The organism is Streptomyces sp. NPDC025638, from assembly GCF_055558775.1.
This window is the reverse complement of sequence record NZ_JBVHLX010000011.1, coordinates 1-23,921: the sequence shown is the minus strand read 5'-3', so window position 1 is coordinate 23,921 and position 23,921 is coordinate 1. Positions and strand designations below refer to the sequence as shown.

At 69.5% G+C, this 23,921-nt stretch carries 19 protein-coding genes and 2 pseudogenes; 7 read left to right on the top strand and 14 right to left on the bottom strand.

The window, feature by feature from the left end; translation table 11 throughout:
• Positions 1-88: 88 nt before the first annotated feature.
• Both ACZ4EG_RS26785 and ACZ4EG_RS26780 read right to left on the bottom strand, forming a co-directional pair.
• A complete protein-coding gene (locus ACZ4EG_RS26785; RefSeq protein WP_467792383.1) occupies positions 89-742 on the bottom strand; it encodes a maleylpyruvate isomerase N-terminal domain-containing protein in 654 nt (217 codons plus the stop codon).
• An 84-nt stretch (positions 743-826) separates the two neighbouring features.
• Positions 827-1,663 (bottom strand): helix-turn-helix domain-containing protein, encoded by an 837-nt coding sequence (locus ACZ4EG_RS26780; protein WP_467792382.1) that lies wholly within the window; start codon positions 1,661-1,663, stop codon positions 827-829.
• 113 nt (positions 1,664-1,776) lie between these two features.
• Here ACZ4EG_RS26780 and ACZ4EG_RS26775 point away from each other — a divergent pair, with 113 nt between their 5' ends.
• Positions 1,777-2,373, top strand: coding sequence for an NADPH-dependent FMN reductase (locus ACZ4EG_RS26775; protein ID WP_453557816.1), 597 nt, complete (start codon positions 1,777-1,779; stop codon positions 2,371-2,373).
• Here ACZ4EG_RS26775 and ACZ4EG_RS26770 read toward each other — a convergent pair.
• The 5 genes from ACZ4EG_RS26770 to ACZ4EG_RS26750 all read right to left on the bottom strand — a co-directional run bounded on the left by ACZ4EG_RS26770 (position 2,361) and on the right by ACZ4EG_RS26750 (position 4,642).
• The gene (locus tag ACZ4EG_RS26770) at positions 2,361-2,708 is read right to left on the bottom strand and encodes a hypothetical protein (protein ID WP_467792381.1); all 348 of its coding nucleotides are present in this window, start codon (positions 2,706-2,708) and stop codon (positions 2,361-2,363) included. The two genes, ACZ4EG_RS26775 and ACZ4EG_RS26770, sit on opposite strands and share 13 nt — an antisense overlap.
• Positions 2,689-3,135, bottom strand: a complete 447-nt coding sequence (locus ACZ4EG_RS26765; protein WP_467792380.1) for a MerR family transcriptional regulator — start codon at positions 3,133-3,135, stop codon at positions 2,689-2,691. Before ACZ4EG_RS26765 ends, ACZ4EG_RS26770 begins: the two co-directional genes overlap by 20 nt.
• A complete protein-coding gene (locus ACZ4EG_RS26760) occupies positions 3,132-3,476 on the bottom strand; it encodes a hypothetical protein (protein WP_467792379.1) in 345 nt (114 codons plus the stop codon). The genes ACZ4EG_RS26765 and ACZ4EG_RS26760 overlap by 4 nt, the downstream gene beginning before the upstream one ends.
• Before the next feature lie 133 nt (positions 3,477-3,609).
• On the bottom strand, positions 3,610-4,068 hold the full coding sequence (locus tag ACZ4EG_RS26755; RefSeq protein ID WP_467792378.1) for a hypothetical protein: 459 nt from the start codon (positions 4,066-4,068) through the stop codon (positions 3,610-3,612).
• A 31-nt stretch (positions 4,069-4,099) separates the two neighbouring features.
• Positions 4,100-4,642, bottom strand: coding sequence for a DUF2231 domain-containing protein (locus tag ACZ4EG_RS26750; protein ID WP_467792377.1), 543 nt, complete (start codon positions 4,640-4,642; stop codon positions 4,100-4,102).
• A gap of 122 nt (positions 4,643-4,764) precedes the next feature.
• Between ACZ4EG_RS26750 and ACZ4EG_RS26745 the strand changes: the two genes are divergently transcribed.
• Positions 4,765-5,514, top strand: a complete 750-nt coding sequence (locus ACZ4EG_RS26745; RefSeq protein ID WP_467792376.1) for a helix-turn-helix transcriptional regulator — start codon at positions 4,765-4,767, stop codon at positions 5,512-5,514.
• A gap of 116 nt (positions 5,515-5,630) precedes the next feature.
• Here ACZ4EG_RS26745 and ACZ4EG_RS26740 read toward each other — a convergent pair whose 3' ends face one another.
• Positions 5,631-6,446 carry a hypothetical protein gene (locus tag ACZ4EG_RS26740; RefSeq protein WP_467792375.1) on the bottom strand — a complete coding sequence of 272 codons (816 nt, stop codon included), beginning with the start codon at positions 6,444-6,446 and terminating at the stop codon, positions 5,631-5,633.
• Entirely contained in the window at positions 6,443-8,086 is a 1,644-nt protein-coding gene (locus ACZ4EG_RS26735; RefSeq protein WP_467792374.1) for a serine/threonine-protein kinase, read from the bottom strand. Before ACZ4EG_RS26735 ends, ACZ4EG_RS26740 begins: the two co-directional genes overlap by 4 nt.
• Before the next feature lie 710 nt (positions 8,087-8,796).
• On the opposite strand from ACZ4EG_RS26735, the gene ACZ4EG_RS26730 reads away from it, so the two are divergent.
• Positions 8,797-10,767: a phosphocholine-specific phospholipase C gene (locus ACZ4EG_RS26730; RefSeq protein WP_467792373.1), complete on the top strand. Its 1,971-nt coding sequence runs from the start codon at positions 8,797-8,799 to the stop codon at positions 10,765-10,767.
• Positions 10,768-10,839: 72 nt separating this feature from the next.
• Here ACZ4EG_RS26730 and sbnA read toward each other — a convergent pair whose 3' ends face one another.
• Positions 10,840-11,826 carry a 2,3-diaminopropionate biosynthesis protein SbnA gene (gene sbnA, locus ACZ4EG_RS26725; protein ID WP_453557799.1) on the bottom strand — a complete coding sequence of 329 codons (987 nt, stop codon included), beginning with the start codon at positions 11,824-11,826 and terminating at the stop codon, positions 10,840-10,842.
• Between the two features lie 351 nt (positions 11,827-12,177).
• Here sbnA and ACZ4EG_RS26720 point away from each other — a divergent pair, with 351 nt between their 5' ends.
• The 4 genes from ACZ4EG_RS26720 to sbnB are packed head-to-tail and all read left to right on the top strand — an operon-like array spanning position 12,178 to position 19,463.
• Positions 12,178-14,775, top strand: coding sequence for a Pls/PosA family non-ribosomal peptide synthetase (locus ACZ4EG_RS26720; protein ID WP_467792372.1), 2,598 nt, complete (start codon positions 12,178-12,180; stop codon positions 14,773-14,775).
• Between the two features lie 49 nt (positions 14,776-14,824).
• Positions 14,825-17,353: a non-ribosomal peptide synthetase gene (locus ACZ4EG_RS26715; RefSeq protein WP_467792371.1), complete on the top strand. Its 2,529-nt coding sequence runs from the start codon at positions 14,825-14,827 to the stop codon at positions 17,351-17,353.
• Positions 17,354-17,391: 38 nt separating this feature from the next.
• Positions 17,392-18,396, top strand: a complete 1,005-nt coding sequence (locus ACZ4EG_RS26710; protein WP_467792370.1) for a TauD/TfdA family dioxygenase — start codon at positions 17,392-17,394, stop codon at positions 18,394-18,396.
• A 32-nt stretch (positions 18,397-18,428) separates the two neighbouring features.
• Positions 18,429-19,463: a 2,3-diaminopropionate biosynthesis protein SbnB gene (gene sbnB, locus ACZ4EG_RS26705; protein WP_467792369.1), complete on the top strand. Its 1,035-nt coding sequence runs from the start codon at positions 18,429-18,431 to the stop codon at positions 19,461-19,463.
• Between the two features lie 22 nt (positions 19,464-19,485).
• Here sbnB and ACZ4EG_RS26700 read toward each other — a convergent pair whose 3' ends face one another.
• The 4 genes and pseudogenes from ACZ4EG_RS26700 to ACZ4EG_RS26685 form a co-directional block, all read right to left on the bottom strand.
• Entirely contained in the window at positions 19,486-20,958 is a 1,473-nt protein-coding gene (locus tag ACZ4EG_RS26700) for a phosphatidylinositol-specific phospholipase C domain-containing protein (RefSeq protein WP_453557789.1), read from the bottom strand.
• Positions 20,959-21,060: 102 nt separating this feature from the next.
• A pseudogene (locus ACZ4EG_RS26695) lies at positions 21,061-21,486 on the bottom strand (NPCBM/NEW2 domain-containing protein); the annotation flags it as partial.
• Positions 21,487-21,519: 33 nt separating this feature from the next.
• Positions 21,520-23,154 (bottom strand): annotated as a pseudogene (locus tag ACZ4EG_RS26690) (NPCBM/NEW2 domain-containing protein); the annotation flags it as partial.
• Positions 23,155-23,350: 196 nt separating this feature from the next.
• Positions 23,351-23,776, bottom strand: coding sequence for a DUF4345 domain-containing protein (locus ACZ4EG_RS26685; protein ID WP_467792368.1), 426 nt, complete (start codon positions 23,774-23,776; stop codon positions 23,351-23,353).
• Between the last annotated feature and the right edge of the window lie 145 nt (positions 23,777-23,921).

Here is a 23,921-nt window from a genome sequence, read left to right as displayed (position 1 = left end):
CCGTGGTCGGACACAGCACGCCAGCCCACGACGGCTGAATGGAGCAAGTCTCTTCGGGTGAGAGCAGCAGACGAAGCAGCGGCAGCGCTCAGCCGAGGACGAGCGGGAGCGTCGCCGCGAGGTCGCCGAGCGCGGCCTTCTCCGCGTCGGCCGGCGTCCGTCGTCCGGTGCCGATCAGCAGGGCGTCCTTGTCGGAGAACGACGCGGGAAACGAGCTCCCGGCGATCCTCTCCAGCGAAGCGCGTGCCGAGGCGAGGGTCTCGGCGGGCGGCTCGGCGGCCGCGGGCAGATGCGCGATCAGGTCGAGGTGGTGCAAGGTCCACTCGACGACGTATGCGGACAGGTAGTCGGCGACGGTCAGGACCTGGTCGCGGGTGCCGACACGCCGGGCGGGATCGGCGAGTTCGGCGGCGCGGCCCGCGGCGGAGCCGACGTCGTCGAAGTGGTGCTTGAGCCGGCGCGGTTCGCCGTATGCGGCGGCCAGCCGGGGGATCAGCGCGTCGAGCGGGTCCTCACCGGTGGGCGGTTCGACGAGCTGCCAGTAGGTGACCGCGTCCACGGTCGGTTCGGCGTCGGCGGGTGTGACCAGGGTGATCAGCACGTCCTGGGCGCCGATGAGCAGATGACAGACCAGATCCCGCACGAGCCAGCCGCCGCAGCCGGAGGGCTGCTCGAAGTCCTCGTCCGGGATGTCGGCGACCGTCGAGCGCAATGCCGTCCACGAGCGTGAGAAGAGGTCCACCGCTGCACGGTATTTCAGGGCCGGAGTGGTGGACAAGCGGACGCGGGCGGTCGGCTCGACCGTGGTCCTGGATCGGCGAGTGCGTTACGAGATGGCCCGGAGCACGCCCTGGGGCGGGACGCGGAGTTGGTCGATGGCCCCGGCCGTCCTGTCGTCCGCGGGGAGGAAGACGACCAGTTGCTGGCCGTCCGCGGAGAGTTCGAGCGTTTCGCGGAGCAGCCGAAGTTCGCACCCGGAGGGGTGGTTGAGCCGGAGGACTCCGCGGTGCGGAACCACGTGACGATTCAGGCGCTGGGTGAAGTCGGGGCCGGCGACGGGTGCGAGTTCCGCGGTGAACCACTCGGAGTTCTCGACGGACGGTCCGAGCCACAGGTCGAACGCCTGCTCGTCCGCGACGTCACCCCAGTCGGCGAAGAACGTTCTGGCGCGGGGGTTGGTGAAGACGTACCGGGTGAGGTTCGGGGCGGCCGCGTCGAGCAGGCCGCTTCCGTCCATCACCGACTCGTAGCCGCTGGTGCGGGCGAGGACGTCGCCCAGCCGGTTGGTCACCATGGCGATGCCCGGTTCGAGGAGGCGGAGTGTCTCCCGGACGGAGGGTCGAACATCGCGGCGCGGTGGTGCCGGCTGGTTGTGCGCGGAACATTCGCCGCCGGTGATCTTCGCGAGGTAGCGCAGGTGGTTGCGCTCCGAGGGGGCGAGGCTGAGCGCGTCGGCCAGCGCGTTCACCACCGCCACCGAGGGGTTGCGGTCACGGCCCTGCTCCAGCCGGGTCAGGTATTCCACGCTGATGCCCGCCCGCACGGCCAGATCCGAGCGTCGTAGACCGGGCGACCGGCGACGCCCGTGATCCGGCAGCCCCAGCGATTCCGGCTGGGTGCTGTCGCGCTTGGCCCGGATGAAGTCCCCCAACGGCGTACCCATGCCGCGAGCATACGGCGGCGCACCCTGACAGCGGAGTGCTGAAGGTGGCCCTGCGGGGGCCAGCCTGAGCGCGGTCTGGTTGCGGCCACGGGGGAGGCCTGAACGTGGTGGCCATGGACAACAACAAGCCCAAGCTCGTCGTCATCGTCGGAAGCGTTCGGGAAGGACGGTTCGGCCCGGCCGTTGCCTCGTGGGTCGCCCAACAGGCAGGCACACATGGTGGTTTCGAGGTGGACGTGGCCGATCTGGCGGAGATCGACATTCCGCTCGCGCTGCCCGCCGCATCCCCGAAGTTCGCCGGCGACGATTACCCCCGCCCCGCCGGAATGGCGGCACTGACATCCGCTCTGGAGAGCGCCGATGCGTTCATCGTGGTCACGCCGGAGTACAACCACAGCTATCCCGCCTCGTTGAAGGCGGCCATCGACTGGCACTTCACCCAGTGGACCGCCAAGCCCGTCGCCTTCGTCAGCTACGGCGGCGCGGCGGGTGGCCGGCACGCCGTGCTGCACCTGGAGAACGTACTGACGGAGCTGCACGCGGTGACGATTCGCGATGGTCTCGCCTTCCCGAACTACTTCACGGCGTGGCAGGACGGCCGCCCGCTCGACCCCGAGGCCCCCGGGTACGCCAAGACGTTGCTCGACCAGCTGGCCTGGTGGGCGAGTGCGCTCCGGTCGGCGCGCAAAGCCGCACCCTATCCGGCATGAAGTCCTGGGCACGGCCGGCCCTGCCTACGGACGTGATCGGTGATCTTCAGCGGGTCGTTGTCGGCCTTGCAGCCGCATCCGTGTTCGCTCGTGGCCGCGGACCCGCAAGAGCGTGAGGAGCGGCGCCGGCCGAACCACCAGGCGGCCCCGGCCAGCGCAGCCAGAGCGAGGGCGAGGGCGGGAAGCCAGCCCACGACGGCGGAGGCTCCCGCGCCTACGACTCCCGCCGTCATCAGGACGGGCAGCAGACAGCAGGCCAGGCAGGCCAGTCCGGCGAGGCCCGCCAGCGCCTTCGGTGTCCGGCGGACGCGCGGGTCAGCAGCAGGGTCCGGCATGACGGTGCTCCTCGGCGAGGTCGGTGAAAGGGATGGGGCAGCAGGCACTGCCGGCGCACGCGGTCAGGTCGTCGCAGCCCGCGTCGACAGCGGCGACCAGGGCCGCGCGGATGGTGGCCAGGTCCGTGATCTTCGCGTCGACCTCGGCGAGCTTCGCCCTCGCACGCTCTTGCAGCCCGGCGACGGGGCGGCCATGGCGGTGGCGGCCGGTCTCCAGCAACTCGGCGACCTCATCCAGGGTGAAGCCGAGTCGCTGGGCCGCCTTGATCACGCGCAGTGCGGTGACGGCGTCGTCGCCGTACAGCCGGTGACCGCCGGGACTGCGCAGCGGCTCGGCCAGCAGGCCGCGGCGTTCGTAGTAGCGCAGGGTCTGGATGTTCACACCGGCAGCCTCGGCGACCTGACCGCTGCGCAGCCCCTTACTCACGACTGTTCCCCCGCTCCGGCCAGGGCTCCGGCCCGGTTGGCGAGTGCGTCCAGGACCGTTGCGTGCGCCTGATCCACCGCGATGTCCAGGCGTACTCGGGAGCCGACGCCCGCAACGGTGAAGGTGAAGAACGAGCAGCAGCCGCTCTCTCGCTCGGCCAGGTCGCGGACCCGGCCCTGAACCGCGCCGCCGCAAGACAGCTCCAGGCGCAGGAGCAACGGTTCAGGGCGGGACACGTCCGTCAGCCGCATGCTGAACAGCGCATCCCACTCCGCCAATCGCAAGGGCCGCTCCGTCGTCGGCAGAGTGCAGGTCTGGGGCACCCATCCCAGGTCGGTCATCGCGCTCACTCCCGTCACGGCGTCCCCGAGCACCGCAGCCCGGGACACCACTGACGGTAAACCTGTACCCAGGTACCGGATGCAAGCTCCCATCGGCGCCGGGTGAAGCCGGTGCCCGGCCTGGCCGGTCGAGTCAGCTGCCGCCGATGCCCACGGCCGTGAGCAGGACGAGAACGAGGGTCACCACGGCGAACAGCCCGTGTGCCAGCACCACCGGCAGCGGGAAGTGCCGCTCGGCGGGCACGGCCGCCTCGGCGCCGTAAGCCGCCGCGGCGGCCGGTGCCGCCCCTGCCGCCGCACGATCCTGGTAGACGGGGATCCAGCGGGCCAGCATCACGAAGCCCAGCAGGGCGACCGGCAGCAGCAGACCGAACGCGGTCCAGGCCAGGGCGCTCTTGTCGGCCACGACATAGATGATCCACACCACCAGGCCGACAGCGGCCAGGGCGAAGTGTCCGAAGACGACCGGTGCGGGCATACGGCTGGTGCCGGACTGCTGCTGCCGGATTCCGCCTCGTTGGATCCAGGTGCCGAGCATGTAGAAGCCGCCGGAGGCGGTGACCACCCAGGCGATCAGTGCCGCGATGTCCATGGGGAACTCCTGAGTGAGGATGGGACCGATGTCAGCCGGACGACGTCGGGCGACGTGGGCCGGGCGCATATCCCTCGGCCTGGGTGCTCTCGTCGGCGACCCGTACGCCGTATCGGTAGGCGAGCTTGCCGCCCAGAAATCCCGAGACGCCCAGGACCGCCAGGCTGACTGCGGACAGGACGAGTCTGCCGACGCCGACACTCCCGCCGTCGGCGTAGTCGCCGTACCGCCACAGGAAGTTGACGATGTAGGCGGCGGTCACCAGCAGGTTCAGCGTCATATGGACCAAGGCCGTACGAAAGGCCCTGCTGCCGGCGGGAATCGCGAACAGGTCGAGGAACCCGACCATGGCCGCCAGCAGGGCACCGATCACCCCCACCGCGATCAACCACTCCGAGCCCTGGGTCAGGAACCCCGGACGGTGGACGAAACGGGAAGCGATGTCGAAGACCAGGCCGGCCACCCACGCACCGATCGGCACCGTCACCAGGATCGGGTGGAACGGGTGGCCGTACGGGCCGGCGAGCGCGGCAGTGACCGGTCGCTTCGCCTGGAGCTGAGACTCAGTGGCCATTGCAACCTCCCACCGGTTTCACCAACAATTCTTGGACTTATTGATGACGGGCGTCAAGGCATGCAGGACAGAAGACCAGAAAGAATAGTTGTACCCAAACAGGCTGGAGTTACCTTGTTCTCGTGACTCCTGACTCGACTCCGCAGGCCGGCGCGGCCAACGCCGCCATAGACTCCGTCAGCGTCCTGAGCGAGGACTCACGGCGGCGCATGTTCACGTTCATCCGGCGCGCCCGCCGCGCCGTCACACGCGACGAGGCCGCCGCCAGCGTCGGCATCTCGCGCAAGCTCGCGGCCTTCCACCTCGACAAGCTCGTCGAAGCGGGGCTGCTGCGCGCGCGGTACGGAACTCCGGGTGGGATCCGCAAGGTCGGCAGACAGCCGAAGGTGTACGAACCCACGGACGCCCAGATCAGCGTCAGCATCCCCGAGCGGCGCCATGAACTCCTGGCGGACCTTCTCCTCGATGCAGTGCTGACCGAGCGTGCCGACGAAAGCGCCGCGCAGGCAGCGGTACGGGCCGCCGAGCAGCGAGGCCGGCGGATGGGCGAGGCCGCGCGGGAGGAGACCCGCCCGGGGCGTCTCGGTCCGGAGCGCGGGCTGACCGCGTGCGAGCGCCTGCTGGACGGGTACGGCTACGAGCCCGTTCGTGAAACCCCGACCCACCTCCGACTGCGCAACTGCCCCTTCCACCCGCTGGCCGCCAAGGCCCCCGACCTGGTGTGCGGCATGAACCAGGCCTTCCTCAGCGGTTACCTGAACGGCCTTGAGGTCCAAGGACTCCAAGCCGTGCCGGCCCCCGAGCCGGGGGAGTGCTGCGTCCTGCTCGGTCCCAGCGGCGCTGACGATGACCAGACAGCCGAAGACCGCTGACTCCCGCGACGTCGGTGTGGGGTGCATCCTGCGGCACAGCCATGACACCTGTTCACCGTGACCTGCGGCCCATCACCCGCAGTACGACCATCCTGTGCACCGCTGCATCATGACGGTCAGGGGCAGTCGTATGTCAGGTGAGTGGCAACCGTGCGGTGGGTGGGGGAGAGGATGCGCAGTTCGGCCTGTGCCTGGTAGTGGCCCTTGCCCTGGAAGGTCCACAGGAGGTGCAGTCGTGCGCGCTTCTGGCCTCGGGTCACCGTTTCACGCAGGACGTCCGAGGTGGTGCCGTCGCTCCGGATCCAGCGGTAGGAGAGCTTGCCCGGTCGGCCGTTCGTGGTCACGACGCCGACGATGTCCGCGGTGTCGTCGCACCCGACAGCCGTCGGCCGGGCTGTGACCGCCACCGTGCGCACCTCCACCGACGGACCGAGGCGCTGCCAGAGCAGGAACGCGATGACGCAGATCAGTACCAGCGTCGGCAGGGCGTGTCGGCGTAGGCGGCGATACCGGGGTGTCGTCGGGGCCTGTGGCACGGCGGGCAGCGTTCTGTGCGTGCGATGGGCAACGGCGGCCGTCACTCCCGGGCCGAAGCGCAGCACGGTGCCTTCGACCCGGTCCGGTTGCGTCGCTGCGGTCGGCGCCGCCATCTTCGTGACGTTCGGCGCGATCTTCGTGGCGGTGGGCTCCACGAGGGTGTCGGTGTTCTCGGTGAGGGTCTTGGTGCCGTCGTGCTCGGGCCGCTGGATCCAGTGGCTGCCGAGGACGGTGGCGCTGTACTCGGCGTCCTGCGGGCCGGGTTCGTCGGCCGGGGGGCGTTCCCCGGTGGCGGGGAGGTGGACGGTCGGGGCGTGCTCGTCGCCGGAGCCGAGCACACGCGTGGGCTCGCTGTCCCCGGTCGGCGCGGGGGTGCTTTCGTCGTGCGTGGTCATCGGAGCTCACACTGCCTGGTCAGTAGCTGCTGAGAGGCGCCGCCGTCGGCGGAGGCCGGGGTCGTCGTGGCCTGCACCGCCCAGTAGCAACCCGTGGTCTGGAAGGTGTGGTCGACGGGGATCGTGTAGTGGGTGGCGCCATTGCGCTGGAAGATCTGGGACCCGCCGTCCGGGGTGCCGAGCACGCCTGCGACATTGCTCGTGAACCACGAGACGGTGAGGGAGACCGGCCCGGTGCCGTCCGTGGTGATGTCGATCGTCGCCGTGGCGGTGGACGGACCCGTCTGCCGGAGGGCCGACACGGCGACGTCCTTGACGGCGGGCGCGGCCGGCGGGGCGGGGGAGGTGGTCGTCGGCGTCGGGTCGGTGGTCGTCCCGCCGGTCGTCGTCGCCTCGGACGGAGCCGTGGTGGCGGACGCCGAGGGGTCGTCGGTGCCGGGGGTCCCGGAGGTCTCTGCTCCCGAGGGCGACGAACTGGAGGACGTGGTGGGCGTCGTGGACAAGGACGGGTCGGCTGACGAAGTCGGTGCGGTGGGCCCGGGCGGTGTCACGCCGGGCTGGGCGCTGGTGGTGGCCAGGGCCTGTGCGGCCTGCTGCGGAGCCGGTGCCGGAGCGTGCTGGACGCCGTAGGCCAGGAGGATGCCCAGGAGCAGGGCCGCGGCGGTCACCAGCATCCCGGGCCGGCCGGGGAGCCACGACCCGATCCGGCCGTGGCCCGTCGCCTGGCCCAGGGCCGTGCGTGCGATGTCCGTGGTGGTCTGCGGGGCGTGGCGCGCGGAGGGCAGCAGCAGTGGCAGCAGTGCCACCAGCGCGGCGAGCCGGCCGCGGCCGCGTTCCTCCCAGTCCGGCCCATAGGCGGCGCCGGCGGCCGCCTCCAGGTCCGAGACGAACGCCTCGGCGTGGGTGGGCCGTTCCTCCGGGGTCTTGGCCAGTCCGCGCCGTACCAGTTCCCGCACCCCCTCGGGGACCTCGTCCGTGGGGATGGGCGCGTCCACGTGCCGCAGCGCGAGCTCGGCGAGGTTGTCACCCGCGTACGGCTTGTGGCCCGTCAGGCACTCGAAGAACGTGGCCGTGGCCGCGTACACATCGGCGGTGGGCGAGGCGGGGGCGCCGGTCCACTGCTCCGGAGCCATGTAGGAGGGGGTGCCCGCGATGCCGACGCTCGTGCCGGTGTCCACGGCGATCCCGAAGTCGACGAGCTTGGACGATCCGTCCGTCACGACCAGGACGTTCTCGGGCTTGTAGTCGCGGTGTACGACGCGGACGCGGTGCGCGTCGGCCAGGCCGAGCAGCGAGCCCTTGAGGACGACGAGCGCGGCCTCGGGCTCCAGCGGACCCTCCCTGGTCAGCAGGGTCCGCAACGAGACTCCGTCCACCAGCTCCATCACGATGGCGGCGCCGTCCGGGCTCTCGACGTATTCATACAGTTCGGCGACGTACGGGCTTTCCAGTCCGCCGAGCAGTCGCGCCTCAGCCCTGAACTCGTGCACGAAGCCCGGTCGGGTGCGCAGTGAGTCGCTGAGGTACTTCACCGCGACCGGAACGCCGGTCTCCTCGTGCACGGCCAGTACGACCCGTCCGCTCGCCCCCGATCCGAGCTCCAGCGACTCGGTGTATCCGGGCACTGCCCATGCGTTCATTCCGTCCCCCCGATCCGCCGTGCCACCGGAATCCCATTGGATCCAAAGCTTCGGGCACGCGTTGAGAGACATATTTTCGGCCACCACGGTTGCGATGCGATGCCGGGGCCGTCACGGCTTGGCCATCGCGGACCGTAGGGACTCGAAGGGGCGCCTGGCCCCGCTGTGTGCACAGATCGGCGTGACTTGCTGAACTGCGCATGGCGTCGCGAGCGTCCGTGTCGTCGCTCGGGAGGGTGTTGCGTTCTCCGCTTCCGCGGACCGCCGCGAAGACCAGCTGACCTCGAACATCGCTGCCCAGAGGGGGTGTTGGGGGTGGAGACCGGCCCCCTCGGCGCACACAGGGCATCCTCAGACTTCCGTCTGTTTCCCGCGCGGAGGTAACCCGTCGTTCACGGAGACGACGCCATGGAACGGCTTCCTGAGGGGCGAAGTTATATAGACAACTTTGCCCCCGGCGTGCCGTCGCGGCGGTGCCCGGGGCGGAGAGGACCCAACACCGTGGGCCGTCGCGGCGACGCTGCACCTGCCCGGCGACCGCACGGTGCGGGTCTGGACGGCCCGGCTGGACGAGGCCGACTACGGCCCGTACGCGCTGCTGGCGGGACGCACGCCCGCGCAGGTCGAGGCGGCGACCACGCGGCCGCCGTCGTCACCTTCTCCCTGTCCGCCCGTGGCTGACCCCGAACGACCCGAAGGACCTTCCTCCCATGACTGAGATCAGCCGCCGGACCTTCATCGGCACCACCGCGGCCGGAGCCGCCGTCGCGGCCGGACTTCCCGGCACGGCACAAGCCGCGGGCGCCCATGCCCGGCGCGGCAGCATCGCCGACGTGAGACACGTGGTGATCCTGATGCAGGAGAACCGCAGCTTCGACCACTACTTCGGCACCCTGAACGGCGTACGGGGCTTCGGCGACCGCCAGGCGATCGTCCTCCCGGGCAACGAGCCGGTGTTCCGCCAGCCCGCCCGAGGCCGCAAGGAGGGCTACCTGCTGCCCTTCCGCATGGACACCACGAAGTACAACGCGCAGAACGCGGGTGGCCTCCCGCACGACTGGGACACCGGCCACACCGCCGTCAACGGCGGCGCCATGGACAAGTGGGTCGCCGCCAAGGGCGAGCGGACCATGGGCTACTTCATCCGGGAGGACATCCCCTACCAGTACGCCCTGGCCGATGCCTTCACGCTCTGCGACGGCTACTTCTGCTCGCTGAACGGCCCGACCGACCCCAACCGCCTCTACCTGTGGACCGGCACCGCCGGCCCCGGCGTCGACGGCACCACCGGACCGTGGACCGACAACACACCGGTCACCGGCAACCCGGTGGCCGACTGGACGACGTACGCCGAACGCCTGGAGCAGGCCGGCATCACCTGGCGCGTCTACCACAACCCCGACGGCAGCGACGACCGGTACGGCGACTACGACGACAACGCGCTGTCGTACTTCAAGCAGTTCCACGAGTTCCCCAAGGACGACCCGCGCCACATCAACGCCATGACGAAGTTCGACCTCACGGCGTTCGACCAGCACTGCAAGGACGGCACCCTGCCCACGGTCTCCTGGCTGGTGGCCCCCTACCTGTTCTGCGAGCATCCGAACGCCGGACCCGACTACGGAGCCCACTGGGTCAACACCGCGCTGCAGTCGCTGTTCTCCAACCCCGAGGTGTGGAAGCACACCGCCTTCCTGCTCATGTACGACGAGAACGACGGGTACTTCGACCACGTCATCCCGCCGTTCCCCGAGCCCGGCACCAAGGACGAGTTCGCGAACGGCAAGCCCATAGGCCTCGGCAGCCGGGTACCGTTGTGGGTGGTGTCGCCGTGGTCGCGCGGCGGCTGGGTCAACTCCCAAGTGTTCGACCACACTTCGGTGCTGCGCTTCCTGGAACGCGTCACCGGCGTGAAGGAGCCCAACATCTCCGACTGGCGGCGCACCGTCTGCGGCGACCTCACCAGTTGCTTCGACTTCACCAAGCCCGACTACAGCATCCCCGCGCTGCCCGACACGGTGGCCCTGATGGCCAAGGCCGACGCCGGCAACTCGCTGCCCGAGGTCGAGGTGCCGACGCAGCAGTCCATGCCCGAGCAGGAGAAGGGCCGGCGTCCGCACCGCGCGCTGCCCTACCGGCCGTGGGCCGACGCGACGGTGGACCGGGCCACCGGCAAGGTCACCTGCACGCTCATCAATGGGGGCAGCGTCGGCTACCACTTCACTGTGCTGCCCAACACGGCCCTGCCCTTCACCGGCACCCCGTTCACCGTCCTGCCGCGCTCCACGCGCACCTATGTGTGGGACGCCTCGACGACCGACGGCCGCTACGACTTCTCCGTGCACGGTGCCGACGGGTTCGTCCGCCGCTTCTCCGGCACGGTCGTCCGTGAGGGCCAGGACGACGTGGCGGTGCCGTCGGTCACCGCGCGGCTGCGGCACTCAGGGCGCCCGCAGAGCGCGTCGTTGGAACTGGAACTGCGCAACGACGGCGGCACCGAGGTGGCCTTCACGGTCACGCCGAACGACTTCGCCGGCAAGGAACAGACCGTGTGGGTCAAGGGCAAAGACCGCACACGGCTGACGTGGCGCACCGACGAGGGACGGTACGACGTCACCGTCGCCGCGGGCACCGGCACCCGGTTCGTCCAGCGTTACGCGGGAACCGTGCACGCGGGGTGAGACACGCCGGGTGAGGCATGTCGGGTGGGGCCGGTCGCCGGCTGTCGTGGGCGAGCCGGTCCCACCCGGTGGTCAGGCTGCCTGGGACGGGATGCTCAGCGGCCGGGAGTCGAGCACGTCATCGCCGTACAGGTCCTCCACCCAGGCGGTCTGGTAGACGGTCTCCAGATACCGCTCACCCAGATCCGGTGCGATGGCCACCGCGGTCAGCTCCCGTTCGTCCCGACGAGCCAGCCAGGCCATCGCGCCGCTGACCACGGTGCCGGTGGAACCCCCGAACAGAAACCCGCGCCCGGCCAGCCGGTGACAGGCCCGAATGGTGTCGGCCTCCGCCACACGCACCACATCGTCGACATACGACTCGTCCAGCAACGGCGGGCGCCTGCTGGTACCCAGACCGGGAATCATCCGCCGGCCAGGTGCGCCGCCGAAGGTCACCGAGCCGATGGCGTCGACGGCCACGATGCGCACCGGCCGGTGCCACTCGCGGAAATAGCGTGCGCAGCCCATCAGGGTTCCCGTGGTTCCGGCCCCGACGAACAGCACATCCAGGTCCGGGAACTGCCGGGCGATGGCCGGGGCCGTCCTTCGGTAGTGGGCCATGCCGTTGCTGGGGTTGGCGTATTGGTTGAGCCACACATACCGGTCGTCGGAATCGCACAGTGCGTGGACGTGCCGGATGCGTGCGCCGAGCAGGCCGCCGACCGGGTCGGGCTCGGTGATGATGCGGACCTGGCCGCCCAGGGCCTCCATCATCATCCGGGTCGCCAGGTTGCAGCGGGAGTCGGTCACGCACACGAACCGGTATCCCTTGTTGGCCGCGATCATGCTCAGAGCCACGCCCAGATTGCCCGAGGACGACTCCACCAGAATCGAGTCCGGCGTCAGCCGGCCGTCGCGTTCGGCGGCCTCGACCATTTCGGTGGCGGCCTTCAGTTTGATCGAGCCCGCGAAATTGAATCCCTCGCATTTGAGGAACAAGGGGTGCTCGAAGATTCCCTCCAGGTCGACGTAGAGGTCGTCCTGGTTGAAGGCCTGGGGGGCGGATATGACAGGCATGCTCGTCTCCTCGATCGGGGGAGGCCTTCCGGCCGCTGATCCGTCTCGGTGCCGCAGGGGAGAGGAATTCGGCGGCGAGTTTCGACTCGCCGGAACGTCTCCAGTACGCCAATTCGGAGCGGCCGTGTCATGCCACCGAAATTCGGGGCTTGACATGCGCCCCGTGTGCGCATAGGCGGCACCACTGGGCGGGGAATGGTGAGCGGTCGGCTATCAAGACCGGCGTTCGGTGTCAAGACCCGAAATTCAGGGACGGGACAGGAATTCCCCGCTCGGGCCTACTGGAGAGGCGGGCGTCACGAATCCGTACGCGCCGACCGACACTCACCGAATCGCCTTCGAGGAGCAATCGTGGTGGATATAACTGCGGGCGTATGTGCGGCCGCTCCAAGTGACATCTCGACCGGCATCGAGAGGCTTCTGGCCGAGGTGCTGGCGGGCGTCGTACAAGTCGAGCAGGTACAGGCCCACAGTCACTTCTTCAACGACCTGGGCGCCGATTCCCTGGTGATGGCGCAGTTCTGCGCGCGGGTGCGGAAGCGGGAGGACCTGCCGACGGTGTCGATGAAGGACATCTACCGGTACCCCACCATCCGGAGCCTGGCCGTCGCGCTCTCCGACGCCGCGCCCACTTCCGTCCCGTCCCAGTCGCCGCCCGCGGAGGCGTCGACACCAGGGGCCTCGGCGCCGGCGCGTCCGGCGGCCGACGCGGGGAGTGCGGCCGCCACCCGGCGATACCTCGTCTGCGGAGTGTTGCAGTTCCTGGTCTTCCTGGCCTACTCCTGCCTTGCCGCCTTCGCTGTCGCCGAAAGCTATGACTGGATCTCCGCAGGCTCGGGCCTGCTCGACCGCTACCTGCGGTCGGTCCTGTTCGCGGCCGCGGGCTTTCTCGGCCTGTGCACCTTCCCGATCGTGGCGAAGTGGACACTCGTCGGCCGCTGGCGATGCGGCGCGTTCCCCCTGTGGGGCATGGCCTATCTGCGCTTCTGGATCGTCAAGACCCTGATCCGCACCAGCCCCATGCGCCTGTTCGTCGGATCACCGCTCTATGTGCTCTACCTCAGGGCGCTCGGCGCGCGGATCGGCAGAGGCGTTACGATCCTCACGCGCACGCCCCCGGTCTGCACTGATCTGCTCACCGTCGGGGACGGCACGGTCATCCGCAAGGACGTGCTGCTGGCCTGCTACCGCGCCCACGGCGGCCTGATCCAGACCGGCCGGGTCACGCTCGGCAGCAATGTGCTCGTCAGCGAGCACACGGTCCTCGACATCGACACCTCGATGGGCGACGACTCCCAGCTGGGCCACGCCTCCTCGCTGCACACCGGCCAGGCCGTTCCCGCCGGCAAGCGCCGGCACGGCTCCCCGGCACAGCCGACCGACGTGGACTACCGGACCGTCGGCCCAGCCGACTGCCCCACCCGCAAGAGGACCGCATACGGCGCTGTGCAGTTGCTGAGCCTGCTGCTGGTGTGGCTGCCGCTGACGATGGGTGGCGCGAGTGCCCTGCTGTCCGGCGTCCCGCAGCTGCACGCATTCCTGGAGCCCCGGCCGGTGGGCAGCGCTGCGTTCTACGTCGAAGCGCTGACCGCGTCCCTGGTGGTCTTCCTCGGCTCCCTCCTCGCCGGTCTCCTCGTCGTGGGTACCGTGCCGCGCGTCCTCAACCGGGCCATCGAGCCCGGCAAGGTCTATCCGCTGTACGGCTTCCACTACGGCATCCAGCGGGCGATAGCGCTGATGACCAACAGGAAGTTCTTCACCGCGCTCTTCGGTGACAGCTCCGCCATCGTGCACTACCTGCGCTACCTCGGATACGACCTGTCGCGCATCGAGCAGACCGGGTCGAACTTCGGCACCGAAATTCAGCACGACAACCCCTACCTGAGCTCGGTCGGCACCGGCACCATGATCGCCGACGGACTGTCCCTCATGAACACCGAGTTCTCCAGCACGTCCTTCCGCGTGTCCCGCACCTCGATCGGCCCCCGGAACTTCCTCGGGAACCGCATCGCCTACCCCTCTCAGGGCAAGACCGGCGACAACTGTCTGCTCGCCACGAAGGTCATGGTCCCGATCGACGGTCCGGTGCGTGAGGGCGTGGGTCTGCTGGGCTCGCCCAGCTTCGAGATCCCGCGCACAGTGATGCGCGACAACAGGTTCAACCACCTGGAGGCCGGCGACGAACTGCGCCGCCGCCTGGCCGCCAAGAACAGGCACAATGCCGCAACCGCCGGCCTCTACCTCTCGGCGCGGTTCCTCCATCTCTTCGTGATCACCCTCATCACCCTGGGCGCGGCCGGCCTCTTTCCCTCGCTCGGCGCACCGGCGATCGCCTTGGCCGGCGTCCTCACCCTCACGTTCACCGTCGTCTACTTCGCACTGATCGAACGGGCCTCCACCGGATTCAGGGCGCAGAAGCCGCTGTACTGCTCGATCTACGAGCCCCCCTTCTGGCACCACGAACGCTTCTGGAAGCTGGCCTCGGTCGACTACATCCAGGTGTTCGACGGCACCCCCTTCAAGAGCATGATCTGGCGGCTCCTGGGGGCCCGGATCGGCAAACGGGTCTTCGACGACGGCTGCTTCTTCCCGGAGCGCACCCTCGTCACCATCGGCGACGACACCACGCTGAACGCCGGGACCGTGGTCCAGTGCCACTCGCAGGAGGACGGCGCCTTCAAGTCCGACCGCAGCACCCTCGGCAGCGGCTGCACCCTCGGGGTCGGTGCCTTCGTCCACTACGGCGTGACGATCGGTGACGGTGCCGTGCTCGCCCCTGACTCCTTCCTCATGAAGGGCGAGGAAGTCCCTCCGCACGCCCAGTGGGCCGGCAACCCGGCCCGGGAGATGCCGGGAGCAGAGTCCCGCCTCGAAGGCGGCCCGGAGACCCGCCTCGAAGGCCGCCCGGAGACCGCCCCCGCCCTTGCCGCCCGAGCTCGCGGCAACTGATCCCGCGACACCAGCACCAGCACCAGCAACAAGCAGAGGAAACGACCCGATGGCAACGCATCCGAACCACACCCGAAACGGCCTGGAGTACTGGCGCGGCGTGCTGACAGACGGCGGATTCACCGCCGCGCCACGCTGGACCCTCCACCCGACGACCGGCGTGGGCCAGTACGAGACACATGCCCCCGACGGCACCGTGGCCCGGCTGCGCCGGCTGGCGGACGAACTGGCGGTACCGATCGATGCGCTTCTGCTGGCGGCGCACGCCAAGGTCCTCGCGGCACTGTCCGCGGAGCGCGAGATCACCACCGGGTACGTCACCGAGAACGGCCGCCTGCTGCCGTGCCGGCTCACCACCGCGCCCGCCTCTTGGTGGGAACTCGTGCACACCAGCCATCGGACGGTCGCCGAACTGCGGGCGCACCAGGCCGTTCCGGCCGAGGACTTCGACCAGCTCCAGCGCGAACTCGACCTGACCGGGCCGGTGTTCGAGACCGTCCTCGATCTCACCGGGATCGACGGGGACCTCACCGAGGACACCGCGCTGCGAGTGGGCATCCGGCACCAGGGCGGCCGGCTCGTGCTGCGGCTGCGCTACCGCACCGACATGCTCGACGCCGCAAGCGCCGCCCGTATCGCCGGCTATCACCTGACCGCGCTCGCGCTGATGACCGCCGACCCCGATGCCGAACACGCCCGCCAGAGCCTGCTGTCCGCCGCGGAGAAGCGCTTCCAGCTGGAGCAACTCGCCGGTCCCGAACGAGAGTTGCCGAACGCGAGGGTGCATGAGCTGTTCGAGGAGCGGGTGCGGATGCATCCGGCTGCCGTCGCCGCCGTGCACGCCGGCCGGCAGTGGACCTACGCGGAGCTCAACGCCCGGGCAAACCGGGTGGCCCGAGCCCTTGCCGCCCGCGGGTCGGCCCGCGAGAGCGTCGTCGCGGTGGTGACCGAACGCAATCTGGACTGGCTGGTCGCGGTCCTCGCGGTCTTCAAGTCCGGAGGTGCCTACCTGCCCATCGAGCCGCACTTCCCGGCCGAACGCATCGCTGCCATGCTCTCCCGCGCCGACTGCACCCTGGCGCTGACCGAACCCGCCAGCACCTCCACCCTCGACCGGGCACTCGACTCGCTGCCCGGAGTCGAGAGGCTCTTCGTCGGGGCGGCGTACGAAGAGGACCACGCGGACGACGACCTCGGCATCCACGTCACGCCCGACCAACTGGCCTACATCTACTTCACCTCCGGCTCCACCGGTGAGCCGAAAGGCGCCATGTGCGAACACGCCGGCCTGCTCAACCACCTCTACGCCAAGATCGACGACCTCGAGATCGGTGAAGGACAGGTGGTCGCCCAGACCGCGCCGCAGTGCTTCGACATCTCCCTGTGGCAACTGCTCTGCGCCCTCCTGACCGGTGGGCGAACCCTGCTGGTGGAACAGGACGCCATCCTCGACGTCCCCCGATTCCTCGACACCGTCACCGAGGGCGGGGCCACCGTCGTGCAGGTCGTGCCCTCCTACCTCGAAGCCGTCCTGACCGAGCTCGAACAGCGCCCCCGCGCGCTGCCCGACCTGCGGTACGTGTCGGTCACCGGGGAGGCGCTGAAGAAGGAGCTCGCCGAGCGCTGGTTCACCGCCCAGCCCCGGATCGGGCTGGTCAACGCCTACGGGCTCACCGAGACCTCGGACGACACCAACCACGAGGTCATGCACCGGGCGCCGGAACGCATCCTGCTCGGCCGTGCGGTCAACAACGTGCGCATCTACGTCGTCGACGAACACCTCGCACCGGTGCCGCTCGGTGCCCCGGGCCTGATCGCGTTCTCCGGAGTGTGCGTCGGCCGCGGCTACATCAACGATCCCGAACGCACCCGAGCGGCCTATCTCGACGATCCGCACCGCGTCGGCACACGCCTCTGTCTCGGCGGTGACTACGGCCGCTGGCATCCTTCGGGCAAGCTGGAGTTCCTCGGCCGGCGTGACGCGCAGGTCAAGATCCGCGGGTTCCGGATCGAGATCGGCGAGATCGAGAACGCCCTGCTGCGCCTTCCCGGTGTCCGCGACGGCGCGGTGGTGGTCACCGAGCGCGCCGACCGGAGCAAGCACCTGGTCGCCTTCTACTCCGCGCAGAACCCCGTCGACGCCGGGAGCCTCGCCGACCGGCTGGGTGCCTCGCTGCCCGCCTACATGGTCCCGGCCGCCTTCCGCCGGTGCGAAAGCCTGCCGCTGACCGCCAACAGCAAGATCGACAAGAAGGCGCTGACGGTGCTCGCCACCGAACACGCCGGCAGCGAGGACGATCACGAGCCCCCGGCCACACCGACCGAGCAGCGGCTGGCGGCTGCCTGGGGCCACATCCTCGGCGTGCCACAGGACCGCATCGGACGCCGCGACCACTTCTTCGACCGGGGCGGCAACTCCCTCTCGGCGGTGAAGCTCGCCATAGCCCTGGACCGCACCGTGTCCCTCAAGGACGTCACGGCACACCCGGTCCTCACCGACCTCGCCGCCCTGGTCGACAACCGCCCCGAGCGCCACGCGCCCGAACCCATGACCTCTTGCCGAACCACGTCGAGCTGAACCACATCGAGCCGAACCACATCGAAAGGAAAGCCACCATGTCCTACGCGACTCCGGCGTCCCTCCTCAAGGTGGACCTGAGCCCCGCCAAGCCCCCGATCCTGCACGTGGACACCCCCGGCGATGCCCCGGCGTGGGCGGCCGACCACCGTCACACCCTGCGCACCCTGGTCACCGAACACGGCGCGGTCCTCGTCCGTGGCCTGCACCTGCCCGACGCGAACCAGGCCGGCACCGTCCTCCGCCGTCTGGCCCCGGCCCTGATGATCGACAGGGAATCCTTTGCTCCCCGCAGGACGTACGCCCCGGGTGTGTACTCCTCCTCGGCCTGGCCACCGACCCAGCCGATGTGCATGCACCACGAACTCAGCTACCTCCTGCGGCCACCTGGCCTGATGCTGTTCGCCTGCCTGACCGCACCCGCCGCCGGCGGAGCCACCGCCGTCGCCGACGCCTCCGCCGTCCTGGAGGCGCTGCCGAACGAACTGGTCGAGCGCTTCGAGCAGGAGGGCTGGCTGCTCTCCCGTACCTACAACGACGAGATCGGCGCCCCCTACAGCGAGGCCTTCGGCACCGATGACCGCCGCGCCGTCGAGGACTACTGCCGCACCGCCGGCATCGCGTTCGCCTGGCAACCCGACGGCAGTCTGCGCACCCGACAGCGCCGCACCGCCGTGACGGTCCACCCGGTCACCGGTCGCCGCTGCTGGTTCAACCAGATCGCCTTCCTCAACGAATGGACGATCGAACCCGAGATCCGCGACTACCTCGTCGACGTCTACGGCGCCGACTCGCTGCCGTTCAACACCCGCTTCGGAGGCGGCGACCCCATCGGTCCGGACATCGTCCAGCTCCTCAACGCCACCTACGCCGCCCACACCGCCCGCGCGCCGTGGCGGCCCGGTGACCTCCTGCTCGTCGACAATGTGCGGACGGCGCACAGCAGGGAGGCATACCAAGGACCACGTGAAGTACTCGTCGCCATGGCCGAGCCGCTCGCGCCGGCCCCGTGCGCGCCGCCCGCCGAGATGAGCAGCCGATGACCAACGCCCCTTCCACGGCAATGGAGCCCGTCATGTCCCAGCCGTACACCGTGCCGTCGTTCGCAGTGATCGCCGGCGCACAGGTCCAGCACGCGCTGCAGGGCCGGGAAGCGCAGATCGTGGACCTCATCGAGGCCACCTATCTGCTGCATGCCGCCGGAGAGTCGGTCAACCCGCCGTCCTACTTCCTGCGGTTCCCCGACCGTCCCACCTCCCGGATCATCGCGCTGCCCGCCTCGATCGGCGGGCAGGACCGGGTGGACGGCCTCAAATGGATCTCCAGCTTCCCCGACAACGTCCAGGCGGGCATCCCCAGGGCCTCCGCCGTCCTGATCCTCAACGATCACGACACCGGCTATCCCTTCGCCTGCCTGGAAAGCTCCATCATCAGCGCCACCAGAACCGCCGCATCCGCGGCACTGGCCGCCGACCACCTCACCCGCAACCGGCAACGGCCCACGCGTATCGGGTTCTTCGGCACGGGTCTGATCGCCCGCTACATCCACACCTTCCTGACCGCCGTGGGCTGGTCCTTCGACGAGACCGGCGTCCACGACCTGTCCCAGCAGAGCGCCGCGGGCTTCAGCGACTACCTTCGACAGACCGGCAGCGCCGGACGGATCACTGTGCACGACGACCCCGAGGAACTCATCCGCTCCAGCGACCTCGTCGTGTTCGCCACCGTCGCGGGGGAGCCGCACGTCGGTGATCCGGCCTGGTTCAGCCACAACCCGCTGGTTCTGCATGTGTCCCTGCGTGACCTGGCGCCCCGGATCATCCTCGCCTCGACCAACATCGTCGACGACGTCGACCACTGCCTCAAGGCCGACACCTCCCCGCACCTGGCCGAACAACTCACCGGCAACCGCGACTTCCTGCACGGCACACTCGCCGACGTCATGACCGGACGAGTGACGCCCCCCACCGACCGGCCGCTGGTGTTCTCGCCGTTCGGCCTCGGCGTACTCGACCTCGCTGTCGGCAAATACGTGTACGACGAGACGGCGCGCTCCGGACAACTCCATGTCGTAGAGGACTTCTTCCACGACCTGCGCCGGCACGGGTGAAGGCTTCCGGCGCCGCCGTGCCCTAGGAGCGCAGGAACCACTGCTGGTTGGTGCCGCCGTTACAGGTCCAGATCACCAGCTGGGTCCCGTCCGTCGTGGACGACCCCGGAACGTCGAGGCACTTGCCGGACTGCTCCGAGACCAGTCGGCCCCCGGCGCCCTGAGTCCAGCGCTGGTTCGAGCCGCCGGTGCAGGTCCACAGTTCCACCGGGGTGCCGTCGGCGGTGTTGCCGCCGGTCACGTCCAGGCAGGCACCGCCCAGCCGCAGGGTGCTGTCGGGGGCGGCGGTCCAGTACTGGGCGGCGCTGGAATTGCACGTCCACAGGTCGGCCTTGGTGCCGTTGGCCGCGGAACCGCCGTAGGCGTCCAGGCACTTGCCGGACAGCCCGGAGGACAGGTAACCGGACAGGCCGCCGGGCTGGTGGCGGATGAGTGCCGCGACGAGGGCGTGTCCCGGGAAGTCGGTCATGACGACGCCGGTGCGGGCGGAATAGCCTCCGCCGAGGAAGTCCAGCGTGCGTTGGTTCAGCCCGGTGCCGCCGCCGTAGCCGCCGGCCATGTCGGCCGGAGTCGCCCCGGTCGGCGCACAGTTGGCCGAGGTGTACGACACGTACATCGCGCCCGACGGATCGGACGCCGCCTCGGTCAGGTTGTCCCGGACCCCGTTCCACTTGGCGCCGAGATCGCACTGGCTCCAGTCGTCGGTGATGTAGTGGCCCCAGTCGCCGCTCGTCAGCTGGGTGAGCCCGTAGCCGGAGTAGATCTGCCCGCGGGGCCCGGTGAACCGGGTCAGCACGATGTGTCCGCGTGCCTGGTCGAGGGTGGGCGTGGCGGCGGTGGAGGTACCGGTGACCGTCGGCGCGTAGAACAGCCCGGGGTAGCGGGCCAGGTAGTCCCCGAAGATGCGCATGCGGTCCGCTGCGGTGGTGTCGGACGGGTCGTCGGCGCAGTGCCCGATCGACGTGCTGCCACTGCCGCCCTCGGTGGTGTCTCCATCGCATTCACCGTGCAGGTTCATCAGGACCGTTTCGGTGGGGTGCGCGGCGAGGAAGTCGCGGGCCTTGGAGAGTACGTCGTCGAAGTTGGCGTTCTGGTAGACGTTGGTGTGGTGGACGGCGAACGCACCGCCCACGACCCGTACCCGGATGTCGATCGCCCGGATGCCGGCGTTGAGTTGTGCGGTGAGGGTCGCGGCGCTGTCGCCGTGGTTCTCCTGGGTCTCGTACGCCGACGGGTAGAGCCAACCGCCGTGAATGGCCAGGGTGTCGTGGGTGCCGGGGATCGACAGGCTGCCCAGACTCAGTCCGCCGTTCACTCCGCCCATCCAGTCCGGATGGCTCTGCGAGGTCAGGCTGTTGAAGGCGTCTGTCGAAGTGGACGGCTGCGCCGCGGCCGAGCCGGGAGTCAGCACGCCGGACGCGGCGCCCGTCAGGGCGAGGGCAGCGGCGAGGGCGGCCCGGCGTAGAAGCCGTGCGGGTCTCGTTGACCGGAACATGTCAGCAATATAGGGCCGGATTCTCGAACAGGTCCATACCAGGGAGCGGTGAGTCCGAGCCCTCGGCACGCGTGGTGCCGGGGGCTCGGAGTGCGTTCTTGTTCAGGCGCAGGTCAGTTGCGGTGCTGCCCAGTCGGCATGGTCGTAGTTGACGCCGTCTCCGGAGTCGGTGACCGAGAGGCGGAGCTCCAGTCCTGCGGTGAGGTCCGCGGAGAGCGCCTTGGCCGCGTCCGCGCCAGTCATACGGCCGCTGTCCGCGACGAGCGTGTCGTCCCGGTAGAGGCGGAAGACGACGGATCCGTTGCTCCCGCCGGCCTCGTCGTCCACGCCCACGTTCACGGTCAGGCGTGAGCAGGTGCGGCCGAGGTAGTACGTCACGTCGCCGGCCGCGTGGGTGCCGAGGCCCTTGGCATAGGTGGTGCCGTTGACGGTGAGGGGGTGGCCGTCGCCGGCGGCCTTCTCGCCGTTGCTGCGGTCGCGCTCGACCGGACCCCAGCCGTTGGTCGCCGAGGCCCACGTCAGGTCGCTGAGCGCGTGCGTGCCGGCCGTCGGGCCGCTGCCGCACGCGAGCCGCGCGTCGGCCCAGTCCGCGTGGTCGTAGTCGATCCCGTCGCCGCCGTCGGTCACGACGAGCCGCAGCGTCGTCCCGCCGGTCAGATCCGCCGTGAGGCGAAGCGGCGGATCGGCGGCCGTCCGTACGCCGCTGTCGGCGACCTCGGTCGTGTCCCGGTAGATCCGGAAGGCGACGGATCCGCCCGCGGTCGACTCGTCGTCGACGCCGACGTCCACGCGCAGGGACTTGCAGGTGCCGCCCAGGTGGTACGTGATGTCGCCGCTCGCGTGGGTGCCGAGGCCCTTGGTGTAGGTGGTGCCGTTGATGGTGAGGGTGCGGCCGTCTCCTGCTGCCTGTTCGCCATTGCTGCGGTCGTGTTCGACCGGGCCCCAGCCGTTCACCGCCGAGGTCCACGGCAGGTCGCTGAGTTGATGGATGCCCGTCGGCGGCGGGACCGGCGTGCCGGGCGTGACGCGGTACATCACCGTGCCGTGCGCGGGCACGGACGCGCTGATCGCACTGGTCGTGGTGGACTGCTGCTTGGACCAGAGGTCCTTGAGGGAGTACGACGTCGAACCGCCCAGGCCGATGGCCTCCGCCGTCGTCGACACCGTTCGTGCGGTCGTGTTCTCGTTGGTCAGCGTCACCGATCGCCCGCCGTCGGCAAGGGGTTTGGACATCACGACGAGACCGCCGGACGAGGACACCACCGTGCCCTGTCGGCCGAGCGGGTCCTGGTCGACGCCTATGACGTCGGTGTTCTTCAGGATGTCCAGCGAGGCCGACGACACGCCGCGCAGATCCGTGCCGATCAGGAGCGGCGCCGCCATCTGCGCCCAGAGGCTGAAGTGGGTGCGGTATTCGGTGTCGGTCATGCCGCCGTTGCCGACCTCCAGCATGTCGGGGTCGTTCCAGCCGCCCGGCCCGGCGTACGGGGCCAGGGACTGATTCTTGTGGGCGATGCCGATCATGCTGGACCAGGAGTCGGAGATGTCCCCGGTCGTACGCCATGAATTCCCGTACTGCGCCGCCCAGTTCCAGGGCTGGTTCTCGCCCCACTCGCAGATGCTGTAGACGATCGGGCGGCCGGTGGCCTTGAGCGCGTCTCCCATGGCCTTGTACCGCTGCTTGGCATCCACGGCGTTGTTGTTGCAGTTGTCGTACTTGAGGTAGTCCACACCCCAGGACGCCCACAGGTCGGCGTCCTGCTGCTCGTGTCCGAGCCCGCCGGGAAAGCCCTGTGTGTCGCATGTCTTGGTGCCGGCGCTGGAGTAGAGCCCGAACTTGAGGCCCTTGGAGTGGACGTAGTCCGCGACGGCCTTGATCCCGTGGGGGAAGCGGACCGGGTCGGGCACGAGGTTGCCGTTCGTGTCCCGGTTCGGCAGCGCCCAGCAGTCGTCGATGTTGACGTACGTATAGCCCGCGTCCTTGAGTCCCAGGGAGACGTAGGCGTCGGCGATGCCCTTGACCATGTCCTCGTTGAACTCGGCCCGGCAGTGCGTCGAGTTCCAGTTGTTGAAGCCCATCGGCGGGGTGCGGGCGAGGCCGTTGTCCACGGCGGGTCCCGCGACCGGCATCGTCGCCGTGCCCGACGCGGGCCTGGCCGCGACGAGGGCCGGGACGGCCAGGCACAGGGCGGCCATGGCCACGGCGAACTGCTTTCTGCGAAGGCGTCGTTCGGCAGACACGTGCGGCTCCCAGGGGGGTGAGTGGTGCACACGATCAAACGCGGGCGAACGAAAGTCACCACATCCCAGCGGCCTGTCTGGAGCATGTCAATAGCTAGGTACCCTCGGCCGAGTCCGCTTCTGTGCCGCAGAGTTCGGACGCGCTTTCTCCTCATGCGTGCCGTCGCACGGCTTCACCCTGGGCCGGGACGGGAAGCGCCTTCTGCTCGGCGTCCGCCAGCCGGAGGAGCACCGGCGACAGGGCCAGTTCGATGACTCCCAGCGCCACCTGGAACGCATGCGGCCACCCGTGCGTGGCGAGCGAGAACAGTCGCCCGAAGGCACCCAGCAGGAACACACCGGCCAGCCATCGCACCGCCGCGGCGGGGATCGGCGACTGCCGGGCAGCCCAGAGCCAGGCAAGACCGTACCCGGCGAAGATCGCGCCGAAGAACCGGCCCAGACTGTCGATCGCCGGCCCGGCCGACCGCTCGCCCGGGATCGCCGCGTTGCCGAGCAGTACATGGAAGAGCCCGATCGCCACGCAGGCGTACCCCATGGTGACGACCAGTGCCCGGAGTGCCTTGGCTTTGGTCATGACGTCATCTCCCCCAGCTAGTAGATGTGTGTCTACTAGGCTGGAGGTCCTTAGAAGTCATCTCATTTGGTGAGTCGGTGGTAGCAGATCAGGGTGCAGGCGATGCTGGTGAAGGCGAGGAAGTGCTCGGCTTTGCGTTCGTAGC